Below are 18442 nucleotides of genomic sequence, written 5' to 3'. Positions count from 1 at the left end.
GGTCATTCGTGGGCGAAGGTGATGGTGGGCAGGAGGCGCTGCAACCAGGCAGGTGTCGCCCAGGCGGCGCTGCCGGTCAGGCGCAGCAGCACGGGGAGCAGGACGAGTCGGACCAGGAAGGCGTCCAGCAGGACCGCGACGCCGAGGATGACGCCCATCTCCTTGGGTGGCAGCGGCCCGGACAGGGCGAAGGTGAAGAAGACAGCGACCATCACTCCGCCCGCCGCGAAGATCACGCGACCGGAGTGCGCCACGGCGCCGACCATGGCTTCCTTCGGATCCCCGGACTTCTCCCAGTGCTCCTTCGCGGACGCCAGGAGGAACACGGTGTAGTCCATCGCGATCGCGAAGATCATCGCGAAGAAGAACACCGGCGCCCAGGCGTCGAGGAAGCCCTGCGGCTCGAACCCGAGCAGTCCCGATCCGTGGCCGTCCTGGAACACCAGCCGCGCCACGCCGAAGGCAGCGGCCGTGGACAGCAGGCTGGCCAGGGTGCCGAGCAGCGAGATCAGTGGCGCCTGCAGGGCGAACAACAGCAGCAGGAAGCCCAGGACGAGGACCACGCCGATCACCAGCGGGGTCGAGCGGTCCAGCTGCGCAGTGAGGTCGATGTTCTCGGCCGCTGCGCCGCCGACCAGGGCCGATGACGGGAGGTCGGTCCGCAGCCGGTCGAGGATCCGGGGGAGAGCGGGGTCCGAGGGGTCGACGGTCGGGACGGCCTGGATCAGCTGGCTGCCCGAGCCGTCGCCGGCCGGCTGGGCCGGCAGGACGGACTCGATGCCGGCGTCGGCGGCGAGCACCTGGGTGGCGCTGGCGGCGTCCTCGTCAGGGACGACGACCTGCAGCATGCCGGGCGCACCGGGGCCGAAGGCCTCCTTGACCTGCTCGTAGCCGACGCGGGCACTGGCGTCGTCGGGAAGGACCTTGATCGACGGCATCCCCGTCTGCAGGCCGAGGATCGGCGCCGCCAGCAGCACCAGCGCCGCGGTGGAGCCGATGCCCCACGCCCACGGACGTCGCCACAGGTGCTCGCCCCAGCGGGCGAAGAGGGGGGAGCGGTGCTCGCCCACGCGGGCCCACGGCAGGGCGAAGCGGTTGATGCGTTGGTCCAGCTTGAACAGGACCAGGGGCAGCAGGGTCAGGGTGGCGCCGAGCACGAAGATGACCGAGATCATGATGCCGCCGGCCATCGAGCGGAACGACGGGGACGGCACCAGCATCACGGCGGACAAGGACACCAGCACCGTCGCGCCGGACAGCAGGACGGCCTTGCCGGCGGTGTCCATGGTTTCCGCGATGGCCCGCTGCGGCGAGCCCTGGCGGCCCAGGCGCGCGGCGCGGTAGCGCACGACGAGGAACAGGGCGTAGTCGATGCCGAGGGCGAGCGCGAACATCATCGCGAAGTTCATGGCCCAGATCGAGACCGGCACGAGCTCGTTGATCAGGACCAGCGAACCGGCTGACGCGACCAGGCCGGCCAGGGTGAGCAGCAGGGGGAGGCCGGCGGCGACCAGGGCGCCGAAGGCCAGCACGAGGATGGCCAGGGTCACCGGCCAGGAGTACAGCTCCGAGGTCAGCATCGCCTCGAGGTTGGCTTCGTTGAAGTCCGACCAGAGCAGGGAGGAGCCGGTCGGGTTCACCTGCACCGTGTCGGTGGAGAGGTGCTGGAGCTCCTCCTTCAGGTCGGTCGCGACGCGCACCATCTCGTTGGTGTCGACACCCGCGCCGGCGAGGACGACACCGGTGTGTTCGTCACCCGACATGCTGATGCCGGGCATCGGTGCGATCACCTCGGCCAGTCGTGGCTCCTCCTCGAGGATGCGGGTCACCTCGGCAAGCACCCGTGGGCCGTCGCCCTCGCTGAGCGGGCCGTCAGTGCTGTGCACGACGACCTGGATCGCGTGGCTCGCGGCGCCGCCGAAGTGCTCCTGGACCAGGTCGCGGGTCGCGACCGACTCCGAGCCGCTGGCCTGCCAGCCGGCCCCCGAAAGGTTCTTCTCGACGGAGGGGGCGAAGATCCCGAGCCCGATCACCACGACGATCCAGCCGATGCCGACCACCTTGCGGTGCTCGGTCACCCAGATGCCGAGTCGGCCGAGAGGGCCGGGGCGCCAGGTCGGCGCGGCCGGCTCCGTTGATTCCGCTGCTGTCTGCGTCACGGTGACGCCTCCTTTCCTTTAACCCCCCGGGGGGATACGATGACAACCGTAACAGATCCCCCCGGGGGGATGGAGAATCGAGAGGGGAATGCCATGGGCACCACCGAATTCACGATGAGCACCACCGTCGCGACGTCGTACGACGTCACGGTGGCGCGGGTGCGGGAACTGCTCGGTGACGCCGGATTCGGCGTCCTCACCGAGATCGACCTGCAGGCGACGCTGCGCGCGAAGCTGGGCGTGGAGGTGCCCGCCCAGGTCATCCTCGGTGCCTGCCGGCCGCAGCTGGCGCATCGGGCGCTCCAGGTCGACCCGCGGATCGCGACCTTGCTGCCGTGCAATGTCGTGGTCAGCGAGATCGGCCCGGAGCACAGCAGGGTCGAGGTGTTCGACCCGGCGTTCATGGCGACGATCGCACCGGATCCGGAGCTCAGCGCCGTGGCGGACGACGCCCGCGCGCGGCTGACCGGGATGATGGACGCACTGACCACCGAGGCGGGAGATCGCAATGCAATTGGAGCCTGAGGAGATCAAGGCCGTCATCACCCGGCTCAAGCGGGCGAACGGCCACCTCGCGTCGGTGATCCGGATGCTCGAGGAGGGCGCGGACTGTGAGGCGGCGCTGCTGCAGCTGGCCGCGGTCAACAAGGCGATCAGCCGGGGCGGCTATGCCCTCGTCTCGACCGGTCTGCAGAAGTGCTTGGCCGAAGGCGGCCCCGAGAGCGTCGATGCCAAGAAGCTGGAGAAGGTCTTCCTGGCCCTCGCCTGATCCAGGACACGACGGGTCGCTCAGGCGTCGTTGAGGATCTTCTGCACTCCGCTGAGTGCCACGAGGTTCCACAGGCCCGACTGCCGCAGCAGGTAGTGGCCCACCGGGCCCATGTCGACGAAGCTCGCCTCTGCCGCGACGACGCCGGCCCGTTCGACGTACCGCATCGTGGCCTTGGGCGAGGTGATGTGGTCGCGGGTGCCGTGGGCGGCGTGGAGCACCTTGCCGGCCAGCGCCTCGACCGGTTCGTCCTTCGGGAACCACGGAGCCAGGGCGACCACGCCGAGCACCGCCGGGTCGTCGGCCACGGCGACGGCGGTGCGTGCCCCCATCGAGTGACCGAGGATCACGACGGGGAGGTCGTACCGGCTGCGGATCTCGTCGAGGGCCCACCGTGCGTCCTGCACGGGGTCGGGCAGCGCGCCGGGCCGGGCGTTCCAGCCCTTGACCCGGTAGCGCAGCAGGAGGATTCCGATGCCGTCGGCCTTCAGCGCCGGAGCGAGGTGGCGGGCGAGCACGCGGCCGCGGCGCCACGACAGGCTCCGGATGCCCACCGGGCCGGGGCCGTGCTCCGCGCCCCCGTGCAGGACGAGCACGATCGCGCGCGGATCCTTCGGCACGCGCACGTCGGTGAACTTCGGCGCCTCGGTCATGTTCGTTGCCCCCGGATCAGTTGGTACGCCGCCAGCGCCTCGTTGCGCTGCACGGCATGGTCGACCATCGGTGCGGGATAGCCCCCGGGAAGTTCGGAGCGCCACGGCCGGTGGATTGCCGGAGTCGCGACGCCGGCGAGCTCGGGCACCCAGCGGCGGATGTAGTCGCCCGCAGGGTCGAACTTCTCGCCCTGGGTGATCGGGTTGAAGATCCGGAAGTACGGCGCCGCATCGGTGCCGCAACCGGCCACCCACTGCCAGTTGTGCTGGTTGCTGGCCAGGTCGCCGTCGACGAGGTGCGCCATGAAGTGCGCGGCACCGTGCTGCCACTCGACCTGCAGGTCCTTGACCAGGAACGACGCCACGATCATCCGCACCCGGTTGTGCATCCAGCCCTCGGCGAGCAGCTGGCGCATCCCGGCATCCACGATCGGGAAGCCGGTGGTGCCGCTCGCCCATCTCCCGAGGCGGTCCCTCAGCTCGGCGCCGGTGACGTAGGGGAGGTCGCGCAGCTCGGGGCGGAAGTACTCCGTGGCCGACGCCGGCCACGCGTGCAGCACCGACGCGTAGAACTCCCGCCAGGCCAGCTCCCGGCGGAACACCTCGCTGTGCGGGTCGGCCGGATCGAGACCGGCCAGCAGGGTGCGCGGGTGGACGCTGCCCCAGCGCAGCGCGGTCGAGAGTCGCGACGTGGCGTCCAGGTCCGGGCGGTCGCGGATGTCGTCGTACGGGGTGCCGACGAAGTCGCGCCAGCGCTGCAGCGCGGCCGCTTCACCGGCCTCGGGGAGCGTGGCGTCGGTGGTCGTCGTGGTCGTGGGGACCTGCTCGCCCGGGGCGCCGACCCAGTCGACCGCAGCCGGGTCGGAGTCCGCCGGGTGCCGCCAGCCGTGTTCCACCCAGGCCCGGTAGAACGGCGTGAACACGCGGTACGGCTTGCCCGCACCCGTGGTGAGGCGGCCCGGTGCGACGGCGTACGGCGAGCCGGTCCGGACCAGCGGGACGTCGAGCGTCTCCTCGACGTGCTGGTCGCGCCGGACGCCGTACGGACTGAAGTCGGCGCTGACGTGGACCTCGCGGGCTCCGGTCTCGCGGACCAGGTCGTCGAGCACGGCGGCGGGCCGGCCGGTGCGTACGACGAGGCCGGGCCCGTGGCGGCGCAGGTCGGCGTCGAGGGCGCGGAGCGAGGCGTGCAGGAACGCCGTGCGCACCGGTCCCGCGGACGCGAGCAGCACCTCGTCCAGCACGAAGACGGGCAGCACCGTCCCGGACTCCGCGGCTGCCAGCAGGGCCGGGTGGTCGCCCAGGCGGAGGTCCCGGCGGAACCACAGGATCGTCGGCGTCACCTCGCCATGCTGGCAGAGCGACAAAGCGCTAGCGTGACCGGCATGCGGGCACCTGAGTACTCCGACGCACGGCTCGCCGCGGACCTCGCGGCCGCCGCCGGCGAGCTCGGACAGCCCCTCACCGCCAGCGCGTACGACGCCTGGCAGCGCAGCCACGACGCAGCGTCCCCGGCGCTGCTGATCCGCCGGTTCGGCTCCTGGAACGAGGCCTGCGCCCGGGCGGGCGTCGCGACGAACAAGACCCGGTCGACCACCCGTCGCTGGAGCGACGACGACGCCGTGGCCATCGTGGCGTCATACCTCAAGGCTCCAGGGAGCACCGGCACGTTCGCGGACTACTCGGAGTGGGCGCGGCAGCAGGACGGGGCGCCCAGCGGCGCGACGCTGCGCCAGCGCTGCCCGTGGGCCGAGATCAAACAGCGCGCGGAGGCGCACAACAGCTCAGGCGGGTCGTCCGCCGGCCGATGACCCGTGGGTGACGTACACGCCACGTCCCTACCGCCGCACGACGATTCCGAGCGCCGCAACGCTGCACGGTCTGCGTCGGTTCACGAGCGGGTACACGCCGGCGCTGCGCAACCAGGTCACCGCAGCCGGCGGCTTCGGCGCGTGGTTCAACCGGCAGCTGGCCGACGCGTACGACGACAACGTCTACGTCCAGACCGCCCGCTGGTGGCCCTCGATCAACGCGTCGCCCGCGACGGTGTGGCAGCGACACAAGGACGAGGTCGAGGAACTGTGGCGGGCTGACGCGAACTACCAGTGCTGGGCGCTGGTGCGCCGGTACGGCTCGCAGCGGCAGGTGCGGGAAGTGATGGCGGAGTTCTGGGAGCACCACCTCCACGTGCCGGCGACGGGTGAGGTCGGGCCGTTCCGGTCGTCGTACGGAAAGACCGTGCGGACGCACGCACTGGGTCGCTTCGACGAGCTCCTGCCCGCCGCGATCACGCATCCGGCGATGGCGGTCTACCTCGACAACGCGAACTCCTCGAAGTCCGCCCCCAACGAGAACCTCGGGCGTGAGCTGCTCGAGCTGCACACGGTGGGGCGGGGGGAGTACGGCGAGGACGACGTGAAGAACTCCGCGCGCATCCTCACCGGCTACCGCGTGGGGCTCTGGTCGGACTGGGCGTTCTCCTACGATCCGGCGAAGCACTGGACCGGGCCGGTGCAGGTGATGGGCTTCGCGCACGCCAACAGCGATCCCGATGGCCGGGCCGCGCTGACGGCCTACCTGAAGTACCTCGCACACCACCCTGCGACCGCACGGCGCATCGCGCTGAAGCTCGCCCGACGGTTCGTCTCCGACACGCCCCCCGACGCGCTCGTCACCCGGCTCGCGCAGGTCTACCTCGCCAACGGTACGGCGATCCGGCCGGTGTTGAAGGCGCTCGTGGCGTCCTCGGAGTTCGGGGCCTCGCGGGGCAGGAAGGTCCGTACCCCACCCGAGGACGTCGTCGCGACCTGGCGGGCGGTGGGTGCCCGCTTCACGGCGCCTCCGCGGACCAGCGACGACTCGTCGGGAGCGAACGCGATCCTGTGGCAGAGCCAGTCGATCGGGCTCACCCCGTTCGGGTGGCAACGACCCGACGGGCGGCCCGACACCGCCGCCGACTGGGGATCGACGTCGCGGTTCCTCGCCTCGCTCGACGTCCACTTCACGATGGCCGGCGGCTGGTGGCCCAAGGTCGGCACCGGCTACCGCAGCGCGGTCAGCTGGCTTCCCCAGCGGCGGATCCGCTTCGACGAGCTCGTCGACCACGTCGCCCGGAGCGTGCACGGGGCCGGCTCGACCGCCCTGCTGCTGCAGGTCGCGTGCGAGGCGACCGGGTGCCGGCCGTCCGAGGTGATCAGCTCCACCCACCGGATCGTGCGGTGGGAGTGGGCGCGGCTGCTCACCGTGTTCCTCGACTCACCGACGCACATGACGAGATGAGGTGGGACTGGTGACTTCTTCGGCTTCTTCTGGTCGGTGTGCTGAGGGGTGCCCGGAGTTCACGCGGATGTCGCGGCGGGGGCTGCTGCGCGGTTCGGTCGGGGCCGGGGTCGGCGTGACCGCGGTCAGTGCCTTCGGGACCGCCTTCATGGAGACCTCGTACGCCGCCACGCGATCCGCACCCGCCGTCCTGGTCGTGCTGTCGATGCGCGGCGCCGTCGACGGGATGAGCCTCGTCGTCCCGCACGGCGACCCCGTCTACTACGCCGCCCGGCCGCGTATCGCGGTGCCGTCCGAGACGCTGCTGGTGAAGGACGGGTTCTTCGGCCTGCACCCGAACCTTGCCCCACTCCTGCCGCTGTGGGACGCCGGCCAGATGGCCACCGTCCACGCCACCGGACTGCCTGCACCCAACCGGTCGCACTTCGCCGCCATCGAGGAGGTCGAGGACGCCGACCCCGGGTCCACCGAGCGGGTCGGCTGGCTCAACCGACTGATCGGCCGCGACAGCTACACCAACCCGCTCCAGGCGATCAGCTTCGGCGAGTCCGTGACACCCGTCGCGCTCGCCGGTCCGCAGGCCAGCGTCGCTGTCGACACCATCGCCGACATGCAGCTGGCCGGGGCGGACAAATGGGACACCGCGCGCCGGCGCCCGAAGTCGATGCGGACGATGTGGGCTGGGGCGCCCGGACCGCTGGGCGTCGGCGCGCGGGCCGCCATGCAGGCCGTCGGAGACTTCGCCCCCGTCCGGGCCGTGCCCGCCGCACCGGCGAACGGCGCGGCCTATCCCTCCGGCGACTTCGGCAAGGTGATGGCCGCCGCTGCGCGCACCATCCGTGGGGACGTCGGTGCCGACGTCATTGCCGTCGACTACGGCTCCTGGGACCACCACGCCGACCTCGGCCCACTGGCCTGGGGCCAGATGCAGAAGATGACGACCGAGTTCGCCCGCGGAGTGGCGGCGTTCTTCACCGACCTGGGACCACTGGCCGCGAAGGTCACGCTCGTGACGCTCTCGGAGTTCGGTCGTCGTACCAAGGAGAACGCGAACTACGGCCTCGACCACGGCTACGGCACCGCCATGATGCTGTTCGGTGCGGGCGTGAAGGGTGGCTACCACGGCACCTGGCCGGGCCTGACCAACACCGCCAACGCCGACCTTCTCGTCACCACCGACTACCGCAGCGTCCTCGCCGAGGTGGCCGTGAAGCGGATGGGCGCGTCGTCCGCGCAGGTGTTCCCGGGGTTCCAGCCTGAGACCGTCGGCGCGATCGCTGGTTGAGGTGCGAGCGAAGCGAGCCTCGAAACCTAGACGAGTGAGATCGCGAGCAGGATGACGGCGATCGCGGGGAAGGTCAGCTGGGTCAGGGCGGCGCGCGCCTTGTCGGGGGAGGAGATCAGCAGGACCAGGCCGGCCGCGACCATCGAGCCGGCGCCGCAGAACACCAGCGTCGCGCCGACGTCGTCCTTGTCGGCGAGGATCGCGCCGATGCCGCCGGCCGTGATCAGCGCGAGGAACAGGTTGTAGAAGCCCTGGTTGTAGGCCAGTTCCTTCGTCGCCTCGGCCTCCTCGGCACTGGTGCCGAAGGTCGCGCGGGTCTTCGGACTGGTCCAGGTGAGCGACTCCATCACCCAGATGTAGACGTGGAGCAGGGCGGCCAGCCCGGCGAAGACGAGGGCGACAGCGGTCATGGCGGGTCCTGCTTTCAGGCGGTGGCGTCGGCCGTGGGGTCGGTCAGGAGGGTCTCCAGACTGACAGGTTCGCGTCCGGTGAGCAGGCGTACGTCGCCGCTCACCGGGGCCAGTTCACCACGCGCCACGGCTGTGTACGTGGAGACCCACGCGTCGTACTCCCACGGCTCGGCGGGCCAGCGCAGCCGGGACGCGTAGGCCTCCTCGAGCGTCTCGTCGTGGAAGGTCACCGGGCGGCCCGTGTGGGTCGACAGGATCGCCGCGATCTCGGTGAAGGTGAGGGCCTCCGGCCCCGTCAGGTCGTACGTCGACCCGGCGTGTGCCGTGGGTTCCAGCAGCGCCGTGACGGCACAGCGCGCGATGTCCGCACGGGCCACGGCGGAGACCCGGCCGTCACCCGCGGGGCCGCGGATCACGCCGTCCTCGCCGACCAGGTCGGCCATCAGCTCGAGGTAGAAGTTGTCGCGCAGGAAGGTGAACCCGAGCCCGCTCGCGCGGATGTGTTCCTCGGTCGTCCAGTGGTCGCGGGCCAGCGTGAACGTGCAGTCCGGCGAGGCAGCGAAGAACGACGTGTAGACGATGTGCTGCACACCGGACGCGGCTGCGGCGTCCACGAACGCACGGTGCTGCGCGAGGCGGTCGACGGCCTCGGCACCCGACACCATGAACAGGGTGTCGACGCCGGCCAGCGCCGAACGGGCGAGGTCGTGGTCGTCGTACGCGAAGAGGACGGGGGCTGCTCCGGGCAGTTCGGGCGCGCGCGACAGGTCGCGGACCAGCAGGCGCTGCTCGATGCCCTGCTCCGAGAGCGCCCGGGCAACGAGTTGCCCGAGCGCTCCCGTGGAGCCGGTGACCGCGAGGGCCGGCCCCGTGATCACAGCAGGTCTTCGTCGTTCAGCCAGTCCTTCGCGATGGTCGCGGCCGGCAGCTTCTCCTCGACGCTGCGGGCGTTGAGGGCGATCAGGTCCTCCGGGGACATGGCGGCGCTGATCTTGTCGATGATCGCGGCGGCGTCGTCGTCGACGTCGTCGCTCGCCACCGGGACGAACGCCGACGCCAGGAACAGGCCCTTGGAGTCGGTGAGCGTGACCAGGTCGTTCTTCTTGATCGACGGGTCAGCGGTGTAGATCAGGCCGATCTGGATGTCGCCGTCCTTGAGGGCCTTCACGGTGAGCGGGCCGCCGCTGTCCTCGATCGGCGCGAACTTCACGTCGACGCCGTACGTCTTCTTCAGGCCCTTCGGGCCGTTGGGGCGCGACTCCGCCTCGGAGTTGGCGCCGAACACCAGCGGGTCGGTGACCTTCTTGAGGTCCTCGATCGTCGCGACGCCCCACTTGTCGGCGAACTCCTTCGTCACGACGTAGGAGTCCTGGTCGGTGGCGGGGGAGGCGTCGAGCAGGCGCAGCCCCTTGGGCAGTGCGTCGCCGAGGGCGGCGTACACCTCGTCGGGCTTGGTGGCCGTGGCCTTCGGGTCGAGGGCGAGGAGCAGCGGACCGGTGTACTCCGGGAACAGGTCGATCGCGCCGCTCTCGATCTCGGGCAGGTAGACCTCGCGCTGGCCGATCTGGAACTGGCGGTCGACCTTGATGTCGTCCGCCTCGAGAGCCTGGGCGTAGATCTCCGCGACGATCTCGTTGGAGTAGTAGGCCTGCGAACCGATGACGATGGTCGCGCTGTCGCCGTCATTGTCGGAGGCCAACGGGTCGGAGCCACCGCACGCGGTGAGCGTGAGGGCGCTGGCTGCGGCGAGGGCCACCAGATTGCGGGCCATGCGACGGGTCGTCAGGCGAAGGGGGGTCATGGTCAACCTTTCGAAGGCGCAGCCCCGGCGGGACTGCGGGTCGGGGAGCCCGGGGAGGGGGTGTGGCCCCGGCTGGCGCGCTGGAGGGCTCCGAGCGCGAGATCGAGGAGCAGGGCGAGGCCGGCGACGAGCAGCGCACCGGCCAGCATCTGCGGGTAGTCGCGGGTCTTGAGGCCGGCGAAGAGGTAGCGGCCCAGGCCGGTGTCGGAGATGTACGCCGCCAGGGTGGCCGTGGCCACGATCTGCAGTGTGGCGGCGCGGATCCCGCCGATCAGGACGTCGGCGCCGAGGGGGATCTCGACGCGGGTGACGATCTGCCACTCGCTCATCCCGATCGCCCGGGCGGCGTCGACCGCGCCGTCGTCGGCGGACTCGATGCCGGCGTACGCACCGGCCAGCAGTGACGGGAAGCCGAGGGCGACCAGGGCGAGCAGTGGCGCCTCGACGCCGATGCCGAGCCACAGTCCGAGCAGGGTGAGCAGGCCCAGCGTCGGGACGGCGCGGACGGCGCCGGCGACGGCCACGACGAGGAGTCGCCCGCGGCCCGTGTGGCCGATCAGGATGCCGAGCGGCATGGCGAGTACGGCGGCGATGCCGACCGCGGCGAAGGTGACCCACAGGTGCTGCAGGATCCGCGTGTCGATGCCGCCGGGGCCGCCCCAGTGGGCGCCGTCGAAGATCCAGTTGAGCGCGTCGCCGAAGAGGCTCATGCCGACGCACCTGCTTTCGTCTTCGTGGTGGTGCTGCGCTGCCAGGGGGTCATGGCGCGTCCGGCCGCGACGATCAGCAGGTCCAGCACGACCGCCAGCAGCATCGTGCCGATCACACCGGTCGCGACCTCCTCGCGGATGTTGCGCTGGAAGCCGTCGGTCAGCAGGCTGCCGAGGCTCGAGATGCCGACCAGGGCACCGATCGTGACGAGGCTGACCGTGCTGACCGTCACCACGCGGATGCCGGAGACGAGCACCGGGAGCGCGAGGGGCAGGTCCACCCGCCAGAAGATGCCGGTCGGCGAATAGCCCATCGCCTCGGCAGCCTCACGCACCCGGCTGTCGACCGAACGGAACGCGTCGGCCGCCGTACCCGCGAGCAGGGCGGTGCCGTAGATGGCCAGCGCCACGATCAGGTTGGTCTCGCTGCGCAGCGGGACCGACAGGACCACCGGGACGACGATCAGCAGCGGGAGCGCGGGCACGGAGTACAGCAGGCTGGCGGCGCCGAGGACGACCGTGCCGACGCGGGGCCAGCGCCAGGCGATCCGGCCGAGGACGATCGCGACGACGATGCTGATGAGGACCGCGGGCACCGCGAGGCGCACGTGCTGGCCGAGGAGGTCCAGGACGAGGTCGCGGTTGAGGTCGAGCCAGGTCATGCCTTGAGCACTCCGACCGGGCGGTCGTCGCCGTCGACGACGACCTGCTGGCCGTCGAGGTGGATGGTGCGCAAGGTCCGCTCCGCGCGGTCGGTGCCGACGAAGTCGCGCACGAAGTCGTCGGCCGGTGCGGCGACGATCTCCTGCGGTGTGCCGACCTGCGCGATGATCCCGCCGGTCTTGAGGATCACGACCTCGTCGCCGACCCGGAACGCCTCGTCGATGTCGTGGGTGACCAGGACGATGGTCTTGCCGAGCTCGGCCTGCAGCTGGAGCAGCTGGTCCTGGAGGTCGCGCCGCACGATCGGGTCGACCGCACCGAACGGCTCGTCCATCAGCAGGATATTGGGCTCGGACGCGAGGGCTCGCGCGACGGCGACACGCTGCTGCTGGCCGCCGGACAGCTGGCCGGGATAGCGCTTCGCCAGCGAGTGGTCGAGGCCGACCGTCGTGAGCAGGCCCAGGGCGGCCTCACGAGCCGCCTTCTTCGGCGTGCCGTTGAGGACCGGGACGGTCGCGACGTTGTCGATCACCCGGCGGTGGGGGAGCAGGCCACCGGCCTGCGGGACGTAACCGATCGACCGGCGCAATGCCACCTTGTCGAGCTCGCGCACGTCGCGGCCGTCGATCAGCACCGCCCCGACGGTCGCATCGACCATCCGGTTGACCATCCGCATCAGCGTGGTCTTGCCCGATCCCGACGACCCGACCAGCGCCAGCGTCCGGTGCGAGGGAATCGTGCAGGAGAAGTCCGCGACCGCCACCGTGCCGTCCGGATAGGTCTTCCCGACATTCTGGAACTCGATCCCCATCCGTCCACCCTAGGGGGAGACACGGACAACCCGGTGGCACGCAGTGCGAGGGTTTCGCTGTCGAGGTGCCCACGAAGTGTGGCAATTCGGGGTTCGAGGTGTGACACCTCGTGCCCCCAACTGCCGCACTTCGTGGTCCCAATTGCCACACTTCGTGCACCTTTGTCAGGCGGAGGCCATCTCCACGATCTTGTCGAACCGTGCGCCCATCGCGTCGGCCAGCGCGTGCGCGGCCTTCAACGGGCGGACCATCACCATGAAGTCGGTGATCAGGCCGTCGTCGTCGAGGACGAGGAAGTCGCAGCCGGTGATCTGCAGCCCCGCGACCTTCGCCTCGAAGACCAGCGCGTGGCCGGTGTCGTCGGCGAGCTCGCGGACGTAGTGGAAGTCCTCGAAGACCTCGATCACGTTGGCCAGGATCGCGGCGGTGATCTTCTTGCCCTCGTACGGCTTGTGGGCCACCGGGCTGCGGAAGACCACGTCGTCGGCCAGGAGTGCGCCGATGGCCTCGACGTCGCGCGACTCGACCGCCGCCCTGAAGGCGCTCACAGCGCCGCCGCCAGCTCGGTGCCCTGCTTGATCGCACGCTTCGCGTCCACCTCGGCGGCGACGTCGGCCCCACCGATCAGGTGCACGGAGCCGGGGAAGCTCGCGGCCAGCAGGTCGTCGTACAGGCTCCGGACGGATTCCTGGCCGGTGCAGAGCACGATGTGGTCGACGTCGAGCACCTGCGCCTTGCCGTCGACGGTGATGTGCAGGCCCTCGTCCGAGACGCGGTCGTAGGTCACGCCGCTGATCTGGTGGACGCCGAGGTCCTTGACGACCGCGCGGTGCACCCAGCCGGACGTCTTGCCCAGGCCCTTGCCCTGCGCGGTCTCCTTGCGCTGCAACAGCCACACCTCGCGCTTCGGGGTGCGCGGCAGCTTGTCGGTCACGCCACCGCGTACGACGGCAGGGTCGGCGACGCCCCAGTTGGCCTTCCACTCCTCGAGGGTCTCGGGTACGTGCGCCAGCAGCTCGGACACGTCGAAGCCGATGCCGCCCGCGCCCATCACGGCGACCTTGGCGCCGATCTCGACGCGACCCGTGATCGCGTCGGGGTACGACACGACCTTCGGGTGCGTGATGCCGGGGACCGACGGCGTCCGCGGCTCGACGCCGGTCGCGACGACGACCTCGTCGAAGCCGGTCAGCTGCTCCGGGGTGGCCCGCGTGGAGAGCTTCACGTTGACGCCGAGGACCTCCATCCGGCGGCGGTAGTAGCGCAGCGTCTCGGCGAACTCCTCCTTGCCGGGGATCTGCATGGCGAGGCGGAACTGGCCGCCGAGCTCCTCGGACGCCTCGAACAGCGTCACGTCGTGGCCGCGCTCGGCCGCGCTGACGGCGGTCGCGAGACCGGCCGGACCACCGCCGACGACGGCAACGCGCTTGGCGGACCGGGTCGCGCCCAGCACCAGTGTGGTCTCGTGGCAGGCGCGCGGGTTGACCAGGCACGAGGCGCGCTGGTTCTTGAACGTGTGGTCCAGGCAGGCCTGGTTGCAGCCGATGCAGGTGTTGATCTCGTCGGCGCGACCGGCCCGGGCCTTCGACACGATGTCGGGGTCGGCCAGGAACGGCCGCGCCATCGAGATGAGGTCGATGCCCTGCTCCAGCAGGGATTCCGCGACGTCGGGGGTGTTGATCCGGTTGCTCGCGCAGACCGGGATGCCGACCTCCGCCTTGAGCCGCAGCGTGCTGTCCGCCCACGCGGCGCGCGGCACGCTCGTCACGATCGTGGGAACCCGCGCCTCGTGCCAGCCGATGCCCGTGTTGAACACGCTCGCGCCGGCCTCCTCGAGCTTGTGGGCCAGCTCGACGGTCTCGTCCCAGGTCTGCCCGTCGGGCACGAGGTCGAGCAGAGAGAGGCGGTACATCACGAAGAAGTCGGGCAGCTCCTGGCGGATCCGGCGCACGATCTCGACGGGGAAGCGCATCCGGTTCTCGGCGCTGCCGCCCCACTTGTCGGTACGACGGTTGGTGCGCGACGCGATGAACTGGTTGATGAGGTAGCCCTCGGACCCCATCACCTCGATGCCGTCGTACCCCGCCTTCTTCGCGAGCTTCGCCGAGGCGACGAAGTCGTCGATCGTCCGCTCGACAGCGCGGGTGGACAGGGCGGACGCCTTGAACGGCGTGATGGGGGACTTGGTGGCGCTCGCGGAGACGCTGAACGGCGTGTAGCCGTAGCGGCCGGCGTGCAGCAGCTGGAGCGCGATCTTTCCGCCCTCGGCGTGCACCGCCTCGGTCACCCGCTGGTGCCGGTGCGCGTTGAGGCGCGTGGTCATCTGCGAGCCGAAGGGCAGCAGCCAGCCTCGGACGTTGGGGGAGTAGCCGCCCGTCACGATCAGGCCGACGCCGCCGCGGGCGCGCTCGGCGAAGTACGCCGACAGCTCGTCGATGTGCCACGGGCGGTCCTCGAGCCCGGTGTGCATCGAACCCATCACGGCACGCGACTGGAGGTCGAGGCCGCCGACGGTGGCGCGCGAGGTGAGGAGGGGGTAGCTGGTCATCGGTTCTCCTGCTGTTCGGTGACGGGTGCAGCGGTGTGGGCGTCGAGGTACTCGGTCAGCCAGCGGATCCAGAACTCCTCCATGAGGAGACCGCCACGCAGCACGAGGTAGATGTCGAGGGCAGCGCCGGACAGCGCGCCGGGGTCGGGGAAGTCGCGGTTCTCGAGGAACTCGTAGAGCGAGAGTCGCTTGGTGTGCTCGTCGAGCTGGCGGCGCAGGTCGTCGACCAGGGCCGCGCGGTCACCGAGGGAGGCGGCCCGCATCTTCACGCCGAGCGAGCTGCGCACCGGGTCGGGCACGGTGGGCTCGGCGATCCAGCGACGCAGCTCGGCCAGGCCGGCGTCGGTGACGGCGTAGACCTTCTTGGTGGGGCGATCGGCCTGCGGGATCGCCTCGGCCGTGATCCAGCCGTCGGACTCCATCCGTCCCAGCACGCGGTAGATCTGCTGGTGCGTGGCGGTCCAGAAGTAGCCGATCGACGCGTCGAAGCGGCGGGTCAGGTCGGAGCCGGACGCGGCGCGCTCGCTGAGCGAGACGAGGATCGCGTGCTCGAGGGCCATGGCACCAGCGTGCACGATCCCGAGCGGCTATGCAACTAGTTGCAGGATGTGATCTGCAACAAGTTGCATAGTGTCAGACGAGGGAGGCGATGAGCTCCTCGATCCGCCCGCGGATCTCGTCGCGGATCGGCCGCACGGCCTCGAGGCCCTGGCCGGCCGGGTCGTCGAGCTTCCAGTCCTCGTAGCGCTTGCCCGGGAAGTACGGGCACTCGTCACCGCAGCCCATCGTGATCACGACGTCGGACGCCTGCACGGACTCCGTGGTGAGCACCTTCGGCTGCTCGCCCGCGATGTCGATGCCGACCTCGCGCATCGCCTCGACGGCCATCGGGTTGATCTGGTCGGCGGGTTGCGAACCGGCCGACAGGACGTCGATCCGGTCGCCGGCCAGGGCCTGCAGGAAGCCCGCGGCCATCTGGGAGCGACCGGCGTTGTGGACGCAGACGAAGAGGACGGTGGGCTTGCTCATGCGGGGGTCTCCTTGGAGATCGGGTCAGGGAAGAGCAGGCGGACGGCGCCGTAGGCGACGAGCGCGCCGACGAGCTGCATCAGGACGAACAGGGCGACCGACGCCGGGTCGATGCCGGCGAACGTGTCGGAGAAGATCCGGCCGATCGTGACGGCCGGGTTGGCAAAGCTCGTGGACGAGGTGAACCAGTACGCCGCCGCGATGTAGCCGCCGACCGCGAAGGCCAGCGTCTCGGTCCGTCCGGTCCGGATGCCGCCGAACACGACGAGCACCAGGCCGAAGGTGGCGACACCCTCGGCGAACCAGAGGTGGCTGCCGGTGCGTTCGGTGGTCGAGATCGAGACGGCGTCGAGGTCGAACATCAGGTTGGCGAGTACGGCGCCCACGACGGCCCCGACGACCTGGGCGGCCGTGAGCACGGCCGCCGTCGACGCGGTGATCCGGCCGAGGAGCGCCTCGACCAGCGAGACCACCGGGTTGAACGCGGCCGAGACCGGCTGCAGCGTGAGGATCAGGGCGACCAGGACGGCGCCGGTGGCGAGGCTGTTCTGCAGCAGCTGCAGGCCGACGTCGTCGGGCGAGAGGCGGGTCGCCATGATCCCCGAGCCGACGACGGTCGCGACCAGGAGCGCCGTGCCGATGAGCTCGGCGGCCGCGGCGCGGGCGAGCGTCACCTGACGCCCCGCCCGAGCAGCCCGGACAGGTCGGCGAGAGCTGCGGCGTTCACGCGGTAGTAGACCCACACGCCGCGCTTCTCGCGGTCGAGCAGGCCCACCTCGTGCAGCACCTTGAGGTGGTGGCTGATCGTCGGCTGCGACAGGTCGAAGGCGTCGTTGAGGTCGCAGACACAGGCCTCGCCGTCGGCGTGCGCGCCGACCAGCGACAGCAGGCGGAGCCGGACCGGGTCGGCCAGGGCCTTGAGCAACGGGGCGATCCGGTCGGCCTGGTCGGTGCTGATCGGCTCGCTCATCAGGGGCGAGCAGCAGGCCACGGTCTCCACCGGGGTGAGCTCGAGAGACTTCGACATGTGTCTATGTTGACAGACGTCGATGTCTAGCTGGGTAGCGAGAGGGTGAACAGTTCCTGCTCCGGCGCGCAGCAGCCACCGCCGCCCTCGGCCTCGTCGAAGGATCCGGAGCCGCCGCACACGCCCGACTCGGGCAGGACGAGCTCGACCCGCGCGGCCGACTCGTGGTCGCCCGCGATCTCCGCGACGATGCTGCGCACCTGCTCGAACCCGGTCAGGGTCAGGAACGACGGCGCGCGGCCGTAGGACTTCATGCCGGCGACGAAGAACCCCGCTTCCGGCTGGGCCAGCTCGGCCGCGCCGTGCGGGTAGACAGTGCCGCAGGAGTGGACGTTCGGGTCGATCAGCGGCGCCAGGGTTCGCGGCGACTGCAGCACGGGGTCGAGGTCGAGTCGCACCTCGGACAGGATCGCGAGATCCGGACGGAACCCGGTCACGACGACGACCTGGTCGACGCCGTCGACCACCTGGCCGTCGGCCGAGGTGAGCCGGAGCCGGCCGTCCGGGTCGGAGGCGACCGCAGTCGTCCTGAACGTCGTACGACGGGAGACGAGGCCGGAGGACGCCACCTGCTCCGCGCGCTTGCCCAGTGCGCCGCGCTCCACCAGCTGGTCGTTGTCGCCGCCGCCGAACCCGGCGTCGGAACGCCGGACCAGCCACGAGACGCGGGTGTCCGGGGCGCTGGCGGCGAGGCGGCCGAGGGCGACGAGGACGTTCTGTGCCGAGGCGCCGGTGCCGGCGACCGCGACGTGCTTGCCGGCGTAGCGAGCCGCGATGGCCGGGTCGCCGAGGTCGGGCATGCCGTAGGTGATCCGGTCGGCGTGCTCGCGCTCGCCGGGGGCTGCGTACCCGTCGGTCCCGAGCGGGTTGGGGGAGCCCCAGGTGCCGGACGCGTCGATGACCGACGATGCCACGAGGGTCGTCGGCCCGTCCGCGGTCTCGAGGTGGAGCACGAACGGCTCGGTGTCCCGACCGGCGTCGACGACGAGGTCGCGGCCACGGCGGGCCACGCCGGTGACCCGGTGCCCGAAGCGGACGTCGACGGTGCCGGTCGCGGAGAGTGCGGCCGCCAGGGGAGCGAGGTAGCCGGCGACCCAGTCGGCCCCGGTCGGGAAGGCGCGCTCGTCCGGTGCGGGCCAGGTGTCGCCCAGCAGCTCGCGCGCCACCGGGTCGACCAGCTCGGACCACGGCGAGAACAGCCGGACGTGGCCCCACTCGCTGACCGCGCTGCCGGCGTCCGCCCCCTGTTCGAGTACGACGACCGGCAGGCCGCGTGCGTGGGCGTGCGCCGCTGCAG

21 protein-coding genes are annotated in these 18442 nt (G+C 70.9%); 5 read left to right on the top strand and 16 right to left on the bottom strand.

The genetic code is table 11. The annotated features are described in order from the left end of the window. Positions 1 to 2: 2 nt before the first annotated feature. Positions 3 to 2159, bottom strand: a complete 2157-nt coding sequence (locus tag ACOADB_RS12220) for an MMPL family transporter (RefSeq protein WP_378598684.1) — start codon at positions 2157 to 2159, stop codon at positions 3 to 5. 93 nt (positions 2160 to 2252) lie between these two features. Between ACOADB_RS12220 and ACOADB_RS12215 the strand changes: the two genes are divergently transcribed. Together ACOADB_RS12215 and ACOADB_RS12210 are read left to right on the top strand one after the other, a co-directional pair. After that, positions 2253 to 2684, top strand: coding sequence for a DUF302 domain-containing protein (locus tag ACOADB_RS12215; protein WP_378598681.1), 432 nt, complete (start codon positions 2253 to 2255; stop codon positions 2682 to 2684). Next, on the top strand, positions 2668 to 2928 hold the full coding sequence (locus ACOADB_RS12210) for a metal-sensitive transcriptional regulator (RefSeq protein ID WP_378598678.1): 261 nt from the start codon (positions 2668 to 2670) through the stop codon (positions 2926 to 2928). Before ACOADB_RS12215 ends, ACOADB_RS12210 begins: the two co-directional genes overlap by 17 nt. A gap of 20 nt (positions 2929 to 2948) precedes the next feature. Here the strand turns inward: ACOADB_RS12210 and ACOADB_RS12205 are convergent, their stop codons facing one another. Both ACOADB_RS12205 and ACOADB_RS12200 read right to left on the bottom strand, forming a co-directional pair. Then, positions 2949 to 3581, bottom strand: coding sequence for an alpha/beta hydrolase (locus ACOADB_RS12205; RefSeq protein ID WP_378598675.1), 633 nt, complete (start codon positions 3579 to 3581; stop codon positions 2949 to 2951). After that, positions 3578 to 4924: a cryptochrome/photolyase family protein gene (locus tag ACOADB_RS12200; protein ID WP_378598672.1), complete on the bottom strand. Its 1347-nt coding sequence runs from the start codon at positions 4922 to 4924 to the stop codon at positions 3578 to 3580. The genes ACOADB_RS12205 and ACOADB_RS12200 overlap by 4 nt, the downstream gene beginning before the upstream one ends. Positions 4925 to 4966: 42 nt before the next feature. On the opposite strand from ACOADB_RS12200, the gene ACOADB_RS12195 reads away from it, so the two are divergent. From ACOADB_RS12195 to ACOADB_RS12185, 3 genes are all read left to right on the top strand, one after another. Beyond that, complete coding sequence (locus ACOADB_RS12195) at positions 4967 to 5392, top strand: homing endonuclease associated repeat-containing protein (RefSeq protein WP_378598669.1); 426 nt, start codon at positions 4967 to 4969, stop codon at positions 5390 to 5392. A gap of 7 nt (positions 5393 to 5399) precedes the next feature. Further along, positions 5400 to 6860 (top strand): DUF1800 domain-containing protein, encoded by a 1461-nt coding sequence (locus tag ACOADB_RS12190; protein ID WP_378598666.1) that lies wholly within the window; start codon positions 5400 to 5402, stop codon positions 6858 to 6860. 67 nt (positions 6861 to 6927) lie between these two features. Then, positions 6928 to 8145, top strand: coding sequence for a DUF1501 domain-containing protein (locus ACOADB_RS12185; RefSeq protein WP_378598664.1), 1218 nt, complete (start codon positions 6928 to 6930; stop codon positions 8143 to 8145). Between the two features lie 26 nt (positions 8146 to 8171). On the opposite strand, the gene ACOADB_RS12180 is transcribed toward ACOADB_RS12185, so the two are convergent. The 13 genes from ACOADB_RS12180 to ACOADB_RS12120 form a co-directional block, all read right to left on the bottom strand. Next, entirely contained in the window at positions 8172 to 8555 is a 384-nt protein-coding gene (locus ACOADB_RS12180; RefSeq protein ID WP_378598661.1) for a DUF1304 domain-containing protein, read from the bottom strand. Between the two features lie 14 nt (positions 8556 to 8569). Further along, positions 8570 to 9433: an SDR family oxidoreductase gene (locus ACOADB_RS12175; protein WP_378598658.1), complete on the bottom strand. Its 864-nt coding sequence runs from the start codon at positions 9431 to 9433 to the stop codon at positions 8570 to 8572. Next, positions 9430 to 10356, bottom strand: coding sequence for an ABC transporter substrate-binding protein (locus tag ACOADB_RS12170; protein WP_378598655.1), 927 nt, complete (start codon positions 10354 to 10356; stop codon positions 9430 to 9432). The genes ACOADB_RS12175 and ACOADB_RS12170 overlap by 4 nt, the downstream gene beginning before the upstream one ends. Positions 10357 to 10358: 2 nt before the next feature. Continuing rightward, on the bottom strand, positions 10359 to 11066 hold the full coding sequence (locus ACOADB_RS12165) for an ABC transporter permease (RefSeq protein ID WP_378598652.1): 708 nt from the start codon (positions 11064 to 11066) through the stop codon (positions 10359 to 10361). Then, entirely contained in the window at positions 11063 to 11728 is a 666-nt protein-coding gene (locus ACOADB_RS12160) for an ABC transporter permease (protein ID WP_378598649.1), read from the bottom strand. Before ACOADB_RS12160 ends, ACOADB_RS12165 begins: the two co-directional genes overlap by 4 nt. Continuing rightward, positions 11725 to 12540: an ABC transporter ATP-binding protein gene (locus tag ACOADB_RS12155; protein WP_378598647.1), complete on the bottom strand. Its 816-nt coding sequence runs from the start codon at positions 12538 to 12540 to the stop codon at positions 11725 to 11727. The genes ACOADB_RS12160 and ACOADB_RS12155 overlap by 4 nt, the downstream gene beginning before the upstream one ends. A gap of 165 nt (positions 12541 to 12705) precedes the next feature. Beyond that, entirely contained in the window at positions 12706 to 13089 is a 384-nt protein-coding gene (locus ACOADB_RS12150) for a nuclear transport factor 2 family protein (RefSeq protein WP_378598644.1), read from the bottom strand. Further along, on the bottom strand, positions 13086 to 15089 hold the full coding sequence (locus tag ACOADB_RS12145; protein ID WP_378598641.1) for an FAD-dependent oxidoreductase: 2004 nt from the start codon (positions 15087 to 15089) through the stop codon (positions 13086 to 13088). Before ACOADB_RS12145 ends, ACOADB_RS12150 begins: the two co-directional genes overlap by 4 nt. Next, the gene (locus tag ACOADB_RS12140) at positions 15086 to 15649 is read right to left on the bottom strand and encodes a PadR family transcriptional regulator (RefSeq protein WP_378598638.1); all 564 of its coding nucleotides are present in this window, start codon (positions 15647 to 15649) and stop codon (positions 15086 to 15088) included. The genes ACOADB_RS12145 and ACOADB_RS12140 overlap by 4 nt, the downstream gene beginning before the upstream one ends. Before the next feature lie 73 nt (positions 15650 to 15722). After that, entirely contained in the window at positions 15723 to 16118 is a 396-nt protein-coding gene (locus tag ACOADB_RS12135) for an arsenate reductase ArsC (RefSeq protein ID WP_378598635.1), read from the bottom strand. Continuing rightward, the gene (locus ACOADB_RS12130) at positions 16115 to 16792 is read right to left on the bottom strand and encodes an aquaporin (RefSeq protein WP_378598632.1); all 678 of its coding nucleotides are present in this window, start codon (positions 16790 to 16792) and stop codon (positions 16115 to 16117) included. Before ACOADB_RS12130 ends, ACOADB_RS12135 begins: the two co-directional genes overlap by 4 nt. After that, the gene (locus tag ACOADB_RS12125; protein WP_182380212.1) at positions 16789 to 17145 is read right to left on the bottom strand and encodes an ArsR/SmtB family transcription factor; all 357 of its coding nucleotides are present in this window, start codon (positions 17143 to 17145) and stop codon (positions 16789 to 16791) included. The genes ACOADB_RS12130 and ACOADB_RS12125 overlap by 4 nt, the downstream gene beginning before the upstream one ends. Positions 17146 to 17171: 26 nt before the next feature. Continuing rightward, positions 17172 to 18442 (bottom strand): flavoprotein (locus ACOADB_RS12120; protein WP_378598628.1); only part of this gene is annotated, 1271 nt, incomplete at its 5' end.

The sequence above is a fragment of the Nocardioides sp. CPCC 206348 genome, assembly GCF_048654705.1.
Taxonomy (GTDB): Bacteria; Actinomycetota; Actinomycetes; order Propionibacteriales; family Nocardioidaceae; genus Nocardioides.
The sequence above is the reverse complement of the archived record's forward strand: the minus strand, read 5'-3'. Positions and strand labels throughout refer to the sequence as shown.